This is a genomic window from Streptomyces kronopolitis (assembly GCF_050953795.1).
Classification (GTDB): Bacteria; Actinomycetota; Actinomycetes; order Streptomycetales; family Streptomycetaceae; genus Streptomyces; species Streptomyces kronopolitis_A.
Window position 1 is genome coordinate 5,745,698 of the sequence record NZ_CP191850.1, and the last position, 15,804, is coordinate 5,761,501.

The 15,804-nt window shown below is 74.9% G+C and carries 14 protein-coding genes; 7 read left to right on the forward strand and 7 right to left on the reverse strand.

Going from position 1 to position 15,804, the window contains the following annotated elements:
* The first annotated feature begins 61 nt into the window (after positions 1 to 61).
* From ACQP17_RS25550 to ACQP17_RS25575, 6 genes are all read left to right on the forward strand, one after another.
* Complete coding sequence (locus ACQP17_RS25550; RefSeq protein ID WP_433858373.1) at positions 62 to 910, forward strand: thioesterase family protein; 849 nt, start codon at positions 62 to 64, stop codon at positions 908 to 910.
* 111 nt (positions 911 to 1,021) lie between these two features.
* Positions 1,022 to 1,483 (forward strand): CU044_2847 family protein, encoded by a 462-nt coding sequence (locus ACQP17_RS25555; protein ID WP_433858374.1) that lies wholly within the window; start codon positions 1,022 to 1,024, stop codon positions 1,481 to 1,483.
* Entirely contained in the window at positions 1,480 to 3,651 is a 2,172-nt protein-coding gene (locus ACQP17_RS25560; protein ID WP_433858375.1) for a trypsin-like peptidase domain-containing protein, read from the forward strand. The genes ACQP17_RS25555 and ACQP17_RS25560 overlap by 4 nt, the downstream gene beginning before the upstream one ends.
* A gap of 68 nt (positions 3,652 to 3,719) precedes the next feature.
* A complete protein-coding gene (locus ACQP17_RS25565; protein ID WP_433858376.1) occupies positions 3,720 to 4,736 on the forward strand; it encodes an AAA family ATPase in 1,017 nt (338 codons plus the stop codon).
* The gene (locus ACQP17_RS25570; RefSeq protein WP_433858377.1) at positions 4,733 to 8,236 is read left to right on the forward strand and encodes an SAV_2336 N-terminal domain-related protein; all 3,504 of its coding nucleotides are present in this window, start codon (positions 4,733 to 4,735) and stop codon (positions 8,234 to 8,236) included. The genes ACQP17_RS25565 and ACQP17_RS25570 overlap by 4 nt, the downstream gene beginning before the upstream one ends.
* 295 nt (positions 8,237 to 8,531) lie before the next feature.
* A complete protein-coding gene (locus tag ACQP17_RS25575) occupies positions 8,532 to 9,701 on the forward strand; it encodes a cysteine desulfurase family protein (RefSeq protein WP_433858378.1) in 1,170 nt (389 codons plus the stop codon).
* 56 nt (positions 9,702 to 9,757) lie between these two features.
* Here ACQP17_RS25575 and pcp read toward each other — a convergent pair whose 3' ends face one another.
* From pcp to ACQP17_RS25590, 3 genes are all read right to left on the reverse strand, one after another.
* Positions 9,758 to 10,426, reverse strand: coding sequence for a pyroglutamyl-peptidase I (gene pcp / locus ACQP17_RS25580; RefSeq protein WP_433858379.1), 669 nt, complete (start codon positions 10,424 to 10,426; stop codon positions 9,758 to 9,760).
* A gap of 209 nt (positions 10,427 to 10,635) precedes the next feature.
* Positions 10,636 to 11,049 (reverse strand): hypothetical protein, encoded by a 414-nt coding sequence (locus ACQP17_RS25585; RefSeq protein ID WP_433858380.1) that lies wholly within the window; start codon positions 11,047 to 11,049, stop codon positions 10,636 to 10,638.
* A gap of 108 nt (positions 11,050 to 11,157) precedes the next feature.
* A complete protein-coding gene (locus ACQP17_RS25590; protein WP_433858381.1) occupies positions 11,158 to 11,901 on the reverse strand; it encodes an N-acetylmuramoyl-L-alanine amidase in 744 nt (247 codons plus the stop codon).
* Positions 11,902 to 11,955: 54 nt separating this feature from the next.
* Between ACQP17_RS25590 and mnmA the strand changes: the two genes are divergently transcribed.
* Complete coding sequence (gene mnmA / locus ACQP17_RS25595) at positions 11,956 to 13,086, forward strand: tRNA 2-thiouridine(34) synthase MnmA (RefSeq protein ID WP_433858382.1); 1,131 nt, start codon at positions 11,956 to 11,958, stop codon at positions 13,084 to 13,086.
* 49 nt (positions 13,087 to 13,135) lie between these two features.
* Here mnmA and ACQP17_RS25600 read toward each other — a convergent pair whose 3' ends face one another.
* From ACQP17_RS25600 to ACQP17_RS25615, 4 genes are all read right to left on the reverse strand, one after another.
* A complete protein-coding gene (locus ACQP17_RS25600; protein ID WP_433858383.1) occupies positions 13,136 to 13,501 on the reverse strand; it encodes a hypothetical protein in 366 nt (121 codons plus the stop codon).
* 97 nt (positions 13,502 to 13,598) lie between these two features.
* Complete coding sequence (locus ACQP17_RS25605; protein ID WP_433858384.1) at positions 13,599 to 14,432, reverse strand: hypothetical protein; 834 nt, start codon at positions 14,430 to 14,432, stop codon at positions 13,599 to 13,601.
* Positions 14,433 to 14,715: 283 nt separating this feature from the next.
* Positions 14,716 to 14,970 (reverse strand): DUF397 domain-containing protein, encoded by a 255-nt coding sequence (locus ACQP17_RS25610; RefSeq protein WP_433858385.1) that lies wholly within the window; start codon positions 14,968 to 14,970, stop codon positions 14,716 to 14,718.
* Complete coding sequence (locus ACQP17_RS25615; RefSeq protein ID WP_433858386.1) at positions 14,967 to 15,782, reverse strand: helix-turn-helix domain-containing protein; 816 nt, start codon at positions 15,780 to 15,782, stop codon at positions 14,967 to 14,969. The genes ACQP17_RS25610 and ACQP17_RS25615 overlap by 4 nt, the downstream gene beginning before the upstream one ends.
* Between the last annotated feature and the right edge of the window lie 22 nt (positions 15,783 to 15,804).

Genomic DNA, 15,804 nt, shown 5'->3' on the forward strand with positions numbered 1-15,804 from the left:
CGCCCGAGGTCGCGGATACTGACACTACCGGTCGGTAACTATCCGGTGTAGCGTGCAACCCATGGCTCTGGTGACCCTTGGCAACAGCGAGTTCGACCGCGACACGGCGGTCAGCCGCCGCGCCCCGGGCGTCTACGACGCCCACCTCTCCGCCGGCTGGACGATCATCCAGGCGGTCAACGGCGGCTATCTCCTCGCCCTCATGGGCCGGGCCCTGGGCGATGCCCTCCCGCACCCCGACCCGATGTCGGTCACCGCGCACTACCTGACGGCCTCGGTCCCCGGCCCCGCCGTCATCCGCACCGAGGTGGTCCGCACCGGCCGCACCATGTCGACCGGCACCGCCCGCCTCCTGCAGACCGACGCGGAGGGCAACGAGGTCGAGCGGCTGCGGGTGCTCGCCTCCTACGGCGACCTCGACGCCCTGCCCGACGACGTCCGCACCACCGCCAAGCCCCCGGCCATCCCGCCGTACGAGCACTGCCTCGGCGCCGGCGACGCCCCCGGGGAGGGCACCGCCATCCCCGGCAGCACCGCCATCACCGAGCGGCTCGACCTGCGGCTCGACCCGGACACCGCCGGCTGGGCGGTCGGCGCCCCCTCCGGCAAGGGTGAGATGCGCGCCTGGTTCGGTCTGGCCGACGGCCGCGACCCCGACCCGCTCTCCCTGCTGCTGACCGTCGACGCGCTGCCGCCCACCGCCTTCGAGATGGGCCTGCTCGGCTGGGTGCCCACCGTCGAACTCACCGCCCACGTCCGCCACCGCCCGGCCCCCGGCCCGCTGCGGGTCGCCATCACCACCCGCAACATGGCCGGCGGATTCCTGGAGGAGGACGCGGAGGTCTGGGACTCCCAGGACCGACTGGTCGCCCAGTCACGGCAGTTGGCCCGCGCGGTGCTCCGGGGCTGACCCCCGGCGTCGCGTCCGGACCCGTTCCGCGGCCGGCCCCGGGCGTGTTGGCGGAAAAGTGTGACGCAAAGAGCAGGCCGTGGCCGACCGGCGCGTGCCAGACTGATCGCCATGGGGGATGTGGCTCTCAGAATCGACGACGCGACCGTGGTGTGGCTGCGGGACGGGCAACCGGCCGCGGAGCGGCCGCCCCGCACCCACGAGCGGTCCGCCGAGCGGCAGGCCGACGCGGGCCGGGGCCGGCACCCCGGCGACGAGTTGGAGCTTCCCGACGGTTACGGCGCCGCCCGGCCGGTCAGCGTGGACGCCCGGATGAGCCGGGCGCTGACCCGCGGCGGCGAGGCCCTGGAAGAGGCCCTGCGCCCGCTCGGCGGCGTCCTCGGCCAGATCCACCGCTCGATCTCCGCCGGCACCCACCGCCCCGACACGGTCACCGTCGAATTCGGCGTCACGCTCGGCTCCGACCTGAGCCTCGGGGTGTTCTCCGGCAGCGGCGAGGCCAGCTTCAAGGTGTCCGCCACCTGGAACCTCGGCAGCGGCACGGACGGCCCCGGGGGGACGGCGACGCCGTGATCCCAGGCGCAGGCCCGGACACCCCGCTCCAGCAGTCCTTCGTCTCCTTACGGCACGACGGCCGGGCGGTCGGCGCGGGCGTACTCGTCGCCGAGCGGCTCGTGCTGACCTGCGCCCACGTCGTCAACAGCGCACTGGGCAGGGACCGTTTCGCCCAGGACACCCCGGGCGGGAGCGATCCGGTCACCCTCCGGCTGCCCCTCGTCGCGGCCGGCCGGGAGCTGACCGGGCGGGTCGTCCGGGAGATGTGGGTGCCGCCGCGGGCCACGGCCGCCACGAGCGCCCCGGTCCGCCCCGGGCAGGTGCCCCACCACGGCGATCTGGCCGTCCTGGAGCTGGACGGGATCCCGCCCGCCGGCGCCGAGCCCGCGCCCTTCCTCCCGCACAGCTACGCCGGCGAGACCATCGCCTTATGGGCCAGCGGCAATCCGCTGCCCACGGTGCGCGCCGTGCCCCGGGTCTCGGCCCCGCCCTGGATCGCGCTGGACGTGCTCGGCGGCGCCGGGGTCGCCGAGGGCTTCAGCGGCGGCCCGCTGTGGGACCGCGCCCGGCAGGCCGTCGTCGGCCTGGTCGTGGCCGTGCACCAGGCCCCGGAGGTGGCCGCCCCCGGGGCCCCGCCGACGACGATGTACGCCCTCAGCGTCCCGGCCATCGAGGCCGAACTCCCCACGCTGCCGCCCCCGGCGGTGCCCACCGCCCGCCGCGGGGTGCAGCAGCTGCTCACCGCCCTGGAGCGGGTCCTCCAGGGCCACGAGGCGGTGCTGGACTGCGAGGCGCGGCTCGCCGCCCGGCTGGGCAGGACCTCCGCGGGCCCGGCGGCCGACCTCGAACGGCTGGTGGGCCTCGCGGTGGGCGTCCGCCGCGGCATCCCCGAACTCCTCGACCTCGTACGGGGCTACGAGCCGCCGCCCGCCGCCCCCTGCGACCCGCACCACCGGCCCGGCCACCACGGCGCCCGCGAGGACTGGGAGCGCCTGCGCCGCGCCGCCCGCACGGTCCGCCCCGGCGAGTACCTCACGACTCGTCAGCGCCGTGACCTGTCCGGCCTGCTGGCCCACTGCACCCGTACCGATCCGCGCACCCTCCTCGAACGGGTCCTGCCGCACGCCCCGGAACTCCCCGCCGTCGCCGGCCTGGCCGACGTGATGGACGCTCTGGAGGGCTTCAGCTCCCTGACCGGCGCGCCCGTGCCGCCGCTGCTGCAAGGGGTGGTGCGGATCAGCGTCGAGGAGAGCGCGGCCGGCGCCTACCCGTCCGAGGACCTGGACGCCTGGGTCGAGCGGGTGGGCGCCCGCTCGGGCGTCGACGAGGCGGCGGTCAGCCAGTTCCGCGCCGATGTGGTCGCGGCCGCCGCCCCGGTCCGCACCCCGGCGGCGGGAGCGCCCGGCACCACCGCCCCCGCCGCCCCGCGGGTGCAGGTGGAGCTGCTGCCCGCCGCCACCGGCCGCCGTTTCACCTACCAGATCTGGACCCTCGCCGACCGCCGGACGCACCGCCTCGCGCTGGTCCGCGACGCCGAGGCGGGCAGCGAGCAGGTGGTCGACGACATCCGCCGGGTGCTGCGCACCGAGGTCCGCGAGGACCCGGAGACCGCCCTGGTGGAGTATTTCCTGCCGTCCGCCTGGCTCGGGCTGGACGTCGACTCGTGGGAGTCGCCCGACGGTGACGAGGACGGGCCGTTCGTCCCGGGCATCACCCGCCGGGTGGTGGTGCGCACCACCGAGCGCTCCCGGGAGAGCTACGCCGGATGGAAACAGCGCACCGCGGCCCTGCCGCACGCCAAGCGCCTGGTCCTCGACGAGCGGCACACCGACCGGATGGTGGCCCGCGCCCAGCTGGAGGTGCACCGCGACGCCGGGACGGTGATCGTGTGCTGCCCGCCCGACCACCACGGCACGCTGCTGCGGCAGTGCGTCCAGGCGGGCGTCCACACCGTCCTGTGGCACCGCGCCGAACACGGCGCGCAGCTCGCCCGGGACCTGCTGGACCTGGTGGACGGCGCCGACCACACCGAGGTCCCCGAGGTCGTGCGCCTGGAGCGGGCCAAGGCGATGGCCGAGCCGGAGAGCACCGCCCACCACGGCCGCCGGCTGTCCCTGCTCTACGACGCGCCCGACCACCGTCCCCCGCAACTCGCCCCGGACGCCTGGGTGCTGACCCAGCCCTGAACGCCCGCGGACCGTGGACACGGCGCCCGCGGACGGCAGTACACAGCGAAGAACGAGGAGAACGTGCGGTGACCGGACAGAGCGCAGCAGGCGCCCCCCACGACCCGGAGGCGACGCCGGAAGCCTGGTGGGTGTTCCGCGGCCCGGCGGACCTGCCCGCGCCCCCGCCCTGGCGGCGCTTCCCGGCGGAAGGGGGGACGGCGGCCTCCCGTGCGCCCTACCTCCTGGAGCGCAACGAGATCTCCGTGGTCAACGCGGCGCTGCATCTGCACCGTCCGCTGCTGGTCACCGGCCGCCCCGGCGCCGGCAAGAGCTCGCTGGCCCATGCCGTGGCCGAGGAACTCGGGCTCGGTGACGTGCTGCGCTGGTCGGTCAACAGCCGCTCCACGCTGCAGGACGCCCTCTACCGCTACGACGCCGTGGGCCGCCTGCGGGAGGCCTCGCTGCGCCGGGAGCACGAGGCCTCCCACGGCCCGGTCCGCCGCCCCAGGACCCCGCGCGCCACGGCCGCCGGGGACATCGGCCAGTATCTGCGCCTCGGCCCGCTCGGCAGCGCGCTGGCCGCCGGCCGCCCCCGGGTCCTGCTCGTCGACGAACTCGACAAGGCAGACATCGACCTGCCCAACGACCTGCTGGTGGTCCTGGAGGAAGGCGCGTTCGAGATCCCGGAGCTGGCCCGGCTGCCCGAGCACCAGCAGGAGGTACAGGTCCTGCTGAGCGGAAGCCGGGAGCGGGTCGCGATCCACCGCGGGATGGTGCGCTGCACCCACTTCCCGGTGGTCGTGATGACCAGCAACGGCGAACGGGACTTCCCGCCCGCCTTCCTGCGCCGGTGCGTGCGGCTGGATCTGCCGGAGCCGACCGGCGACCGGCTGCGCAAGATCATCGAACACAACCTGGGCGAGCGGGCGGTCGCCGCCGCGGAGGACCTCATCGAGGTCTTCCACCAGCGCGCGAAGACCCAGACACTGGCCACCGACCAGCTGCTGGCCGCCGTCCACCTGCGCATCAGCGGCGCCGACCTCACCAAGGACGAGCTGCTCGGCGCCGTGCTGCACCGCCTCGACGAGCCCATGGCGCCATGATCGACCGACTGCGACAGGCCATGTCGGCCGCCGGCTACGACCTCGGGGCCGCCGAACTCCTCGACGTGCTGTGGCTGGCCCGGGCGATGGAGGGCAACGCGGTGGCCGGGGAGCCGACGGATGCGGGGGAGCCGGCGGAGTGGGCGGGTGGGGACGGGGAGAGGGGCGAAGGGGCGGCCGACCCGGCGGGTGTGGCGGCCGGGGGCGCCGACGGCGTAACGGGCCCTGCGCGTACGCCATCTGACGAGCGGCCGGACGATGCGGCATCCCCGCCGCCTGCCGATCCCACCGCCGACGACCCGGCCGACGCCTCGGCTCCCGCGTGCGCTCCTCCACCACCCGCCCCGTCGGACCCGTTGACGCCCCCCGCCCGGCCCCGCCGTGCCCTCTACGCCTGGGGGAGCGAGGGCGGTGGACCCGGCGCGGAGCGGGCCCGGCCCGCGCGGGTGCCCGGCGGGCGGGCGCTGCCCGACGCCCAGCAGCTGGGCCGCGCGCTGCGCCCGCTGCGCAGGTCCCGCGACCACCCGCACCGCACCGTCACCGATGTCGAAGCCACCGTCCGGCTCGCCGCCGAGACCGGCTTCCTCGACGTCGTCGCCCGCCCGGAGCAGGAACGGCGCTGGTCGGCGGTGCTGTTGGTGGACTGTTCGGCCGCCATGCAGGTGTGGGGGCCGCTCGCCGCCGAACTGCGCGCGCTGCTCGCCCGGAGCACGGTCTTCCGCTCCGTCCGGGTCCAGCGGATCGACCCCCACCACCCGAGCGGGCCGGTGCACCGCCGTCGCTCCGCGGGCGCCACGGTGACCTTCGTACTGACCGACGGCACCAGCCCGGGATGGCGCAGCCCGCAGACCGTCCGCGCACTGGCCGCCTGGGGCGACGGCGGCCCGCTGGCCGTCCTGAACCCGCTGCCGCGGCGGCTGTGGCGCGGCACCGCACTGGACGCCCGGCCCCGGCTGCTGGCCGCGCCCGGCGCGTTCGACGGACTCGGCCGCCTCCTCGTCTGCGATCCGCTCAGTGGTGAACGCGACCCGGAGGCGGCGGGGGTGCTCGCGCTGCCCGTGCTGCATCCGACCGCGTCCGCGCTGGAGCAGTGGGCGGGTCTGCTCACCCGCCCCGGCGTGCCGCATCTGCTCGACACCGTGCTGCTGGACGAACGGCCCGGACACCGCGAGCCGGCCCGGCCCGAGGGCAGCGCCGAGGAGCTGCTGGCGCACTTCCGCGGCGCGTTCTCCCCCGAGGCCTACCGGCTCGCGGTCCGCCTCTCCGCCGTCCGTCCGCTGACCACCCCGCTGATGCACCTGGTGCGCGCCGCCACGATGCCCGACGCCGGCCCCACCCATGTGGCGGAGATCCTCCTCGGCGGCCTCCTGGAACGCACCGACGGCGCCCGGGACACCTCCGCCGCCCACACCCTGGACCGCGCCCTGGGCGCACCGCCACCGGGCGCGGGCGCCGGGCCCGTCTACGATTTCCGGCCCGGTGTACGGGAGTTGCTGTTCAGCGGGCTGGGTGCGGAGGCGGCCGTGGAGGTCGTCGAGGCGGTCGGCCGGTCGCTGGAGCCGTACATGGGGCGGCTGCCCGACTTCCCGGTCCTGATGGGCGACGCGGACGGCGAGCTGCGGCTGCGGTCCTCGGCGCGGGCCTTCGCCGTCCTGGCCAGCCCGGTGCTGGAGCGGCTGGGTGGCGCGGTCCCCGGCCGGACGGACGGGGCGGTGCCGTCGCAGCGACGCCCCGAACCGCTGCTCCCGGCGCTCGACGGCCGGCTCTCCGCGCCCGCGCGGCGCGCCCTGCGCCTGCTCGCCCTGGCGGACCTCGCGGACACCCCGCCCGCCGGCCTCCCCCTGGGCGCCGCGGTGGCGCTGCTGGACGAATCCGCACCGCGGACCCGGGCCGTGCTGGACGAACTGGTGGCGACCGGTGCCCTGGAGCGAGCGGCGGGCGACCGGCACCGCCTCGCCGGCGCGATGCGGGATCCGGCCCGCGAGGCCGCCGGGCGCGAGCTGCCCGCGGCGGAGCGGGACGCGGCGCTGTCGCGGCTGCTGACCTGGTACCTGGCCGCGGGCCGGGAGAGGTACGCCCTGCGGTATCCGGGGGAGCGGACGCTCCAGGACCTGGCCCGCGCCTCCTCGCCCGGCCCGCTGCCCACGACGAAGGACCGCGCCGCGTCCCTGGCCGCCTGGGCCGAGGAGCTGCCGCAGCTGCTCGCCGTCGTCCGCCGTGCCGTGCTCCGCTCCCCGCGCACCGTTCGCACCGCCGCCGATCTGCTGGTGCTCGCCGGGACCGCGGCGGACAGCGGGGTGCTCTCCGCCGCCTTCGAGCCGGCCGCCCGGACCGTGGCGGCGCGGGCGGCGGGGGCGGGCGACGCCCGGGCCGAGGGCCGGGCCCGGCTGGCGCTGGCCGAGGCCTACCTCGCGCTGGGCAAGGCCGACGAGGCCGAGGCCGCGGCGTGCCGGGCCGAGGAGCTGGCCGACCGCTGCGGGGACGCGCTGACCCGCTTCCGGGCACCGTACGCGCGCGGGCTCACCGCCCTGCACCAGGCGCGGTACGACGCCACCGAACGCCATCTCACCGCGGCCTGGGAGCGGTGCGGGCGCCGCGGCGACGGGCTCGGCGAGGCCCTGGTGCTCGGCGCGCTGGCCCGGCTCTGGGCGGCGACCGGCAACGGCTACGAGGCCGTGCTGTTCGCCGAGCGGAGCGTCGCCCTGCACCGCGAGGCCGCCGCCGGCTCCCCGCGGCTCGCACACGGCCACTACGCCCTGGGCGTGGCGCTCTCGTCGGCCGGCCGCCCCGCCGGCGCGCTCCGTGAACTCTCCCGGGCCCTGCCCCTGTTCGACGCGGACCGCCAGCGCCTGTGGGCGGGCCGCACCCGCTGCCGGATGGCCGAGGCGATGGTGGCCCTGGTCCGGCCCGCCGAGGCGGTCTCGGCCGCCGAGGACGCCGCGGATCGGCTGCTGGTACCGGGCGGGGAGCGGTGGCGGGCCGACGCCCTGACCGCCGGGGGCCACGCCCGGACCGCCCTGGGACACCGGCAGGGTGCCCGGACGGACTGGTGCGAAGCGCTCGCCGTGCTGGAGGACTTCGCCGCCCCGCAGACCGCCGAAGTGCGCGCCCTGCTCCGGGAGCGGCCGGACCCGCCGAGGGCCGGCCCGCGCCGGCCGGGCCTCTCGCGCGCCGCGGAGACCGCCCGCACCGGCACGGTGCTGCGCGACCTGACGGCGGCCGTCCGGACACTCGGCGACCAGCTGCGGCTGCGGCCGCCCGCGGACGGGGAGCCCGGCGCGCCGGCCGCCCTGGACGCCCTGGCGGCCGAACTCGACGGCCACGTCCGTGAGATGGAGCGGACCGGCCGGAGCCCGCGCACCGCCCTGCCCGGTCTGCGCGCCACGCTGGAGTCGTTCACCACCTCCGACGCGCTCACGGCGGCGGAGGAAGCGGCGGCCGACGGGGAAGCCGGGACGCTCGCCGCGCTCCGCGCCCTCGGCCGCCGCCTCGGCCCGTAGCCGGGGTGCGGCCGGGCCGTCCGTCCCCGAGCACGGCCCACCGCACCGGGGCACCCCGGCGCCGTGCGGAACGTACGGTCCGGAAGCCGGTCGGTCACGACGGTCAGGCCAGTGACTCCCTACAGGGGTGTCGGGAGGCGTCGGGAGGTGCCGAAGGACGGGGCGCCGGGGGCCGGCGGCCGCCCCCGCACCGCGCCCCGGACCGGCGGAGCCGCCGCCTGCGGGCACCAAGCTTCCGCGCGCCGCGGATGCGCCCCCGGAGCCCGTCGCGCCGGCTCGTAGAATCGTGCGCACCATGGTTTACCTCGACCACGCCGCCACCACCCCGATGCTCCCGGAGGCGGTGCAGGCGATGACCGCCCAGCTGACCGTCACCGGCAATGCGTCCTCGCTGCACGCCGACGGCCGGCGGGCCCGGCGCACCGTCGAGGAGGCGCGCGAGTCCCTCGCCGCCTCCCTCGGCGCCCGCCCGAGCGAGATCGTCTTCACCGCCGGCGGCACCGAGGCCGACAACCTCGCGATCAAGGGCCTGTACTGGGCCCGCCGGGCCGCCGACGCCTCCCGCACCCGCGTCCTCGCCAGCCCCGTCGAGCACCACGCCGTCCTCGACGCCGTGGAGTGGCTCGCCGAGCACGAGGGCGCCCGGGTCGAATGGCTGCCGGTCGACGCCCTCGGCCGGGTGCACGCCGACGCGCTGCGCGAGGCCATCGCCCGCAACCCCGCCGACGTCGCGCTCGCCACGGTCATGTGGGCCAACAACGAGATCGGCACCGTCCAGCCGGTCCGTGAACTCGCCGACGTGGCAGCGGAGTTCGCGATCCCGCTGCACGCGGACGCGGTGCAGGCCGTGGGTCAGCTGGAGGTGGACTTCGCCGCCTCCGGGCTCGCCGCGATGACGGTTTCCGGCCACAAGATCGGCGGCCCGTACGGCATCGGCGCCCTGCTGCTGGGCCGTGAGTACGCCCCGGTGCCGGTGCTGCACGGCGGCGGCCAGGAGCGGCAGGTGCGCTCCGGCACCCTCGACACCCCCGCCATCGCCGCCTTCGCGACCGCCGGCCACAGCGCCGTCAGCCGCCGCGCGGACTTCGCCCGCGACATCGGCGCGCTGCGCGACGACCTGGTCAAGGCGGTGCGCGCGGCCGCCCCGGACGCCGTCCTCGGCGGCGACCCCGACCCGGCCGGCCGGCTCCCCGCCAACGCCCACTTCTCCTTCCCCGGCTGCGAGGGCGACTCCCTGCTCCTCCTCCTGGACGCCCAGGGCATCGCCTGTTCCACGGGCTCCGCCTGCACCGCCGGCGTCGCCCAGCCCAGTCACGTCCTGCTCGCCACCGGCATGTCCCCGCAGCTGGCCCGCGGCACCCTGCGGTTCTCCCTGGGCCACACCTCCACGGCGGACGACGTGGCGGCCCTGGCCCAGGCCATCGGCCCGGTCGTGGAGCGGGCCCGGAGCGCGGGGCTGAGCTAGGGGGTGTCCCGGAAACGGGAGGTGCGGGCGGCCTCTGCGGGACGCGGGCAGGAAGCTCAGATCTGGAGTCGCGAGTGCACGTGGTCGGGCACGTCGTCGGCGTGCTCCAGCGCCGCGGAGATGGCGACACGGACCCCGGCGGCCGACGTGGCCAGCGACATGCTCGGTGCCCCGAGGTTGATGTCCAGGGCGGCGACCTCGGGGAGGTGGGGCAGATGGAGCCATCCGGTGCGAGCCGCGAGTCCGTGGGTGGCGACGTGTCGGAGCACCCCGTACATGAGGTGGTTGCACATCAGCGTGCCCGGCGCGTCGGAGATGTCGGCGGGGATGCCGGCCGCGCGCATCGCCAGGACCATCGCGCGCAGCGGCAGGGTCGACCAGTAGGCCACCGGGCCGTCAGGGTCGGTGAGATCGCCCTGCAATACGCGCCCGCTGTTGTCGGCGACCCGGTAGCGGGCGGAGTCGTTGAAGTTCTGGGCGATGCGCTCGACCGTGATCATCGACCGTCCGCCGTACTCGCCCAGCATCAGCACGAGGTGGGGAGCGGTCCGGTCGATGGCCTCGGCGACGACGTCGACGCAGTCGAACCACCGGCTCGGTGCCACCAGCCCGACGATCGCAGCACCCTCGACCTCCGTACCGTCCAAGGCTTCGGCGACGCCTTGCGCGGGGTTCACCGGTGTCGTGCCGTACCGCTCGAAGCCCGATACCAGCACTGTGGTCACTCGTCACGCTCCCCAGCTGTTCGCGACACCCGGGCCTGCCGACGGCTGTCCCCGTCCCGGCCGGCGGTCGTCCTCCGTCCCGGCCGGGCGGCCGCACATGCAGCGTCTCGCTGCCCGGCCGGCGCCGCTCCACTCCTCGTGGCGGACGGCACCACCCGATGGATTCAGGGTATTTGTGGTCATTTCGACCCGCCAGCCGGACGGGCGGGTCAGTCGGAGCGGCCGGGCCGGTCCGGCGCCGGCCCGCCGTCGGAGGGTGCGGACCGACCGTGGGCGGCGAGGTGCCCGGTCCCGTACCGGCCGTTCTTCCGGCCGGGAAGCGGCGCCCCGTGGAGAAACGCGCGGTAGGCGTCTGCGGCGTCGTCCTCCACGGCCGGCCCTTCCGGTCCGTACCGTGTGTCGCTGCGGTCCCGCTTCGGTCCGGAGAGCCAGAATTCCTCGTCGGTTTCGACGTCGTAGAAGTTGGCGTCGAACAAGCCGAACCCCGTGGCACGCCGTAGGGTCCGCCCTTGGAAATAGGCCGTTTTCCAGGTCTTGGAGAAGTCCACCCATCCGATCCACGACGGTCCGCGGTCGGTGTCGTAGCCCGTTTTGAGGTGGACGAACATGATTCTGCAAGGCATGGTCCCCACCTTGGCCGCTGCGCCGTCCCCAGCGCACCCCATTTCTGAGGACTCCGGCATCTCCGGACGAAACGCTCTGCGGGCTGTCCGATACGTGCTCCCGCGGGATCAGCCCGGCCCGGGCTGTCCCTTTGGCTCGGGCGACCCCTCCGCCGCCCCTGCGGCCCGGTGCAGCTCGGCCCGGACCAGCCGCAGATAGCGGTCCCAGTCCCAGTGCGGCCCCGGGTCGGTGTGATCCGTCCCCGGCACCTCCACATGCCCCACGATGTGCTCCCGGTCGGCCGGGAAGCCGTACCGCCGGCAGATCCCCGCCGTCAGCCGCGCCGACGACGCGTACATGGCAGTGGTGAAGGACTCCGGCCGGTCCACGAACCCCTCGTGCTCGATCCCGATGCTGCGCTCGTTGTAGTCGCGGTTCCCCGAATGGAACGCCACATCCAGTTCCCGGACCATCTGGGCGAGGAATCCGTCCCCGCGGACGACGTAATGGGCGCCCGCCTCATGATCCGGATCCTGGAAGACCCGCAGCGCGGTCGCGAAGCTGCCCTGGACGACATGGATCACCACCCGGTCTATCGGGTGGTCCGCCGGCCGGTCGGCCCGCCGGTAGTTCGCCGGGGACGCCGCGACCCACCGCGCGCCCCGGAAGTCGACCGCGCCCGCCGTCCGCGGCTTGTCGTTCCCCGGCAGCCGCCACCACCAGCCCGCCAGCTCGTCCCGTGCCGCGACGGCCGCCGCCCCCGCGGCCAGCACCGAGCCGCCCCCGATCCACAGCGCCCGCCGCCGCGTCACCCCGGGTGCGTCCTGCTCGCCACCGCTCCCGTCACCGTGCTCCCCGCCACTTTTCCCCATGCGCTCCTCAACGCTTTCCACCCTGTCGGCGGTTCCGTCTACCCTGGACGGGCTATGACTGATGACGCCCCCCGCCGCCTCCGCGTACTCGCCGCCATGTCCGGCGGCGTCGACTCCGCCGTTGCCGCCGCCCGCGCCGCCGAGGCCGGCCATGACGTGACCGGCGTGCATCTCGCGCTCTCCGAGAACCCCAAGTCGTTCCGCACCGGCGCCCGCGGCTGCTGCACGATCGAGGACTCGCACGACGCCCGCCGCGCCGCCGACGTCATCGGCATCCCCTTCTACGTCTGGGACCTCGCCGAGCGCTTCCGTGAGGACGTCGTCGACGACTTCATCGCCGAGTACGAGGCCGGGCGCACCCCCAACCCCTGCCTGCGCTGCAACGAGAAGATCAAGTTCGCCGCGCTCCTGGACAAGGCCCTGGCCCTGGGCTTCGACGCCGTCTGCACCGGCCACTACGCCACGGTCGTCCTGCGCGAGGACGGCGCCCGCGAGCTGCACCGCGCCTCCGACATGGCCAAGGACCAGTCCTACGTCCTCGGCGTCCTCGACGACCGCCAGCTGGCGCACGCCATGTTCCCGCTCGGCGACACCCTCACCACCAAGGCCGAGATCCGCGAAGAGGCCGCCCGCCGCGGCCTGTTCGTCGCCAAGAAGCCCGACAGTCACGACATCTGCTTCATCGCCGACGGCGACACCCAGGGCTTCCTCGCCAAGCGGCTCGGCACGGCCGAGGGCGACATCGTCGACGAGTCCGGCAACCGCCTCGGCACCCACGAGGGCGCCTACGGCTTCACCATCGGCCAGCGCAAGGGCCTGCGCATCGGCCACCCGGCCGCCGACGGCAAGCCGCGCTACGTCCTCGACATCTCCCCGGTCGACAACACCGTCACCGTCGGCCCCGTCGAAGCCCTCGACGTCACGGCCCTGACCGCCATCCGCCCCCGCTGGTGCGGCCGCCCCCCGGTGGCCGGCCCCGCCACGTACACCGCCCAGCTGCGCGCCCACGGCGGCGAGACCGAGGTCACCGCCGACCTCGTCGACGGCACGGAACTCCGCGTCTCCTTCACCGAACCGGTCCGCGGCGTGGCCCCCGGCCAGGCGATCGTCCTCTACGACGACACCCGGGTGGTCGGCTCGGCCACCATCGCCACCACGGAACGGCGGGCGCGGGCGGAGGCGTAGCGAGGGCGATCCGTCGCCGCCGCTTCACAGGCCTCCCCGGTCCACTCGCTCACCCGGCCTCCAGAGCCTCGGCCTCGCACTGGGCGGTGCGCACGATGGCCCCGATCTCCTGAATGGCGGCCTGTCTCTCGTCCTCGGCGTCGCTGGACCGCAGCAGCTGCTCCGCCGCATGGAACCGGGCCGCCCTGGCCGGGTCGCGCTCGATGGCGATGAAGGTGGCCCAGCGGCGGTAGAACATGCGGATCGGTGCCGTGCTGCCGTCCTGGCCGGCCCGGTCGAACGCCTGCTGCATTTCCTCGACCAGCTCCGGCAGCTTGGCGGGGGCCAAAACGGCGACCGCCGAGCGCAGGGCGGGGAGGGTCAGATCAGGCATCGGCATGAGGGGCCCGTCGTGGTGCACTGGTTGGCTGCTCATGCGGAACTCGTCTCCTCGCTCTGCCGGGCACCCCGGCCTACCCGCGCGCCTCCCGCAGGTGCCGGGGATCCTGACGGCTCTCGTGGCGGGGCTGGCCTCATGCGGCACAACGAGTCCTTTCGGAGGCTTGGCAACCCCGGCAGCGGCCGGGACGGGCGGCGCGAAAAGCGCGGTCGCAGCCCTCGCAGTTCTGGAGGGGGACGACGGGTGGCCGGTCGGTCCGTGGGGGCGGGGCCGGACGGGACGGTGGGCGCAGCGCGGCGAGGCGGTGGGCGAGGAGGCGGGCCGGACGCCGGGTGAGGCGTGCGGGCAAGCCACCGGTCAGGGCCTCGGTGATCTCCTGCGCGGCCGCTCCCCGGTCCAGCCATTCCGTGACGGCGGGGGCGAGCGCGGTGATCTCCCGCTCGGAGAGGAGCAGGCGGCGATCGCGGTGGGGGAGGGCGGCGAGGAGCTCCGCCGCTTGCGGCGAGGGCGGGCCGGTGACCGGCGCGGGCGAAGATCGCGGCGGGCGCTGCGGCCCGGTGGCGGGCTCGGAGCCCGGACCGGACGCCTCCGGGGGTGCTCCCGGGTCTGCCCGCCGGGCCCCTCGCGGCAGGTCGTGCACGAACGTACGGGTGACGATCCGGCCCCGCGGCCCGCGCTCGACACGGCGCTCCAGCCAGCCCTCGGCCTCCAGCTCGCGCAGCGCCCCGGCGAGGGCGGTCTTGCCCTCGGCGAAGTGCGTGCAGAGCGCGTCGATGGTGATCGGAGCGCCATCGGGGAGGGACAGGATGTACGCCGCGACACCTACCGTGACGGCGCTACCGGCGCGCTGCGCGAGGCGGTTGGCGAGGACGGTGAAGTGGGAGGTCTGGCGCGTACGGATGTGGATGACGCCGCCGGAAGGGCGTGAGGGCGCGGAGGAGGGCGCGTTAGAATGTGCTGAAGTCATCGGGAAGCTGATTTCTTCCTTGTGATCAGGCCCTCGGAGTGGGATTGCCGTCCCGCCGGGGGCCGTTCTGTGTGCGGTTGTTGCTGCTCTGGCGTTGCCGTCGCAGTGGAACTGCGGTGAGCGTAACCGCATTCCGGACGCTCTCGCGCCCAAGTCACCCGATGGGGTGAGGAGTGGGGATGCCGGTAGGTGGGTGGGGTTCTCTTCCCGGGTTCTTTGGTTGGTCGGCCGGGTCACCGGCGGACGGTGGGGCGGAACCTGGTGCCGCCCCACCGGTGTCCGGTCAGCCGGCTTCCGGTGCGACCTGGGCGAATGCGAGGAACGAAGCCCAGGTGGTGGGGGTGACCGCGAGGGAGGGCAGCGAGGTGTCCTTGGAGTCGCGGATGTGGACGGTGTGGGGGCAGGCGGATATCTCGACGCAGGCCTCGCCTTCGCCACCGCTGTAGCTGGACTTCCTCCAGGCGACGGCTATTTCGACGCAGGCTTCGCCCGTTCCGCCGCTGTAGCTGCTCTTGAACCATGCCAGTTCGGTGTTCATGCCTCTCCTGTCAGCAGACGCTGAATGAGGGCTCGCGACGCCTCGGCGTCGAGGGCCTGGGATCGCAGTGTGCCGTATCGGTGGCTCACCACACTGATGTCGTCCGGCTCTGTGAGGAAGTAGCTGCCCCTCTGGCCTTCCACGTAACCGATGGTGTGATGCTCCGGCGTCTCCAAGAGTGTCATCGGGCCATCCATGCCCGCGTGGGTCTCACGGGCGAGCGGCATGATCTGGAGCTGGAGATTGTGCAGCTCGGAGAGTTTGAGGAGGTTCCTCAACTGGCCCTCCCATACGGCCTGTCCGCCCATCTTCCGCCGGAGTACGGGCTCCTCCAGGACGAACGTCATCCGGCAGGCGGGCTTGCGGGTCAGCAGCATCTGCGTGGCCAGACGGGCTTGTACGGACCGTTCGATCTCGTCGCCGTCCATGCTCGGCCGTACGGACCGGAACACCGCGTCCGCGTACTCCTCCGTCTGCAACAACCCATGGAGGAAGTGCGTGCAGTAGGAATGCAGCGCCAACGCCTCCGCCTGCAGCTTCACGTACTCCTCGGCCCACGCCGGATGGTGCTTCTCCGCCACGTCGGGGATCAGTACGCGCAGCACGCCGCCCGCGCCGAGCGCCGCGTCCACCGCGTCGACGTATCCCGGCTTGGGCGGCCGCTCACCGCGTTCGACCATGGCGATCTGGGAGTCGGAGTAGGGGATGAGCGCGGCCAGTTCACGGCGGGTCATGCCGCGTTGCTCGCGCAGGAAGCGGGACTGCTTCCCGAAGATCTTGAGGCTGACGGGCGGTTCGTTGTTGTGGGGCATCGCACACCTCGCACAGTTGCGG

Coding starts and splice junctions, on each gene's coding strand:
- ACQP17_RS25550 (WP_433858373.1), top strand. CDS start 62: ATGGCTCTGGTGACCCTTGGCAACAGCGAGTTCGACCGCGACACGGCG.
- ACQP17_RS25555 (WP_433858374.1), top strand. CDS start 1,022: ATGGGGGATGTGGCTCTCAGAATCGACGACGCGACCGTGGTGTGGCTG.
- ACQP17_RS25570 (WP_433858377.1), top strand. CDS start 4,733: ATGATCGACCGACTGCGACAGGCCATGTCGGCCGCCGGCTACGACCTC.
- ACQP17_RS25575 (WP_433858378.1), top strand. CDS start 8,532: ATGGTTTACCTCGACCACGCCGCCACCACCCCGATGCTCCCGGAGGCG.
- ACQP17_RS25585 (WP_433858380.1), bottom strand. CDS start 11,049: ATGCCTTGCAGAATCATGTTCGTCCACCTCAAAACGGGCTACGACACC.
- ACQP17_RS25590 (WP_433858381.1), bottom strand. CDS start 11,901: ATGGGGAAAAGTGGCGGGGAGCACGGTGACGGGAGCGGTGGCGAGCAG.
- mnmA (WP_433858382.1), top strand. CDS start 11,956: ATGACTGATGACGCCCCCCGCCGCCTCCGCGTACTCGCCGCCATGTCC.
- ACQP17_RS25600 (WP_433858383.1), bottom strand. CDS start 13,501: ATGAGCAGCCAACCAGTGCACCACGACGGGCCCCTCATGCCGATGCCT.
- ACQP17_RS25605 (WP_433858384.1), bottom strand. CDS start 14,432: ATGACTTCAGCACATTCTAACGCGCCCTCCTCCGCGCCCTCACGCCCT.
- ACQP17_RS25610 (WP_433858385.1), bottom strand. CDS start 14,970: ATGAACACCGAACTGGCATGGTTCAAGAGCAGCTACAGCGGCGGAACG.
- ACQP17_RS25615 (WP_433858386.1), bottom strand. CDS start 15,782: ATGCCCCACAACAACGAACCGCCCGTCAGCCTCAAGATCTTCGGGAAG.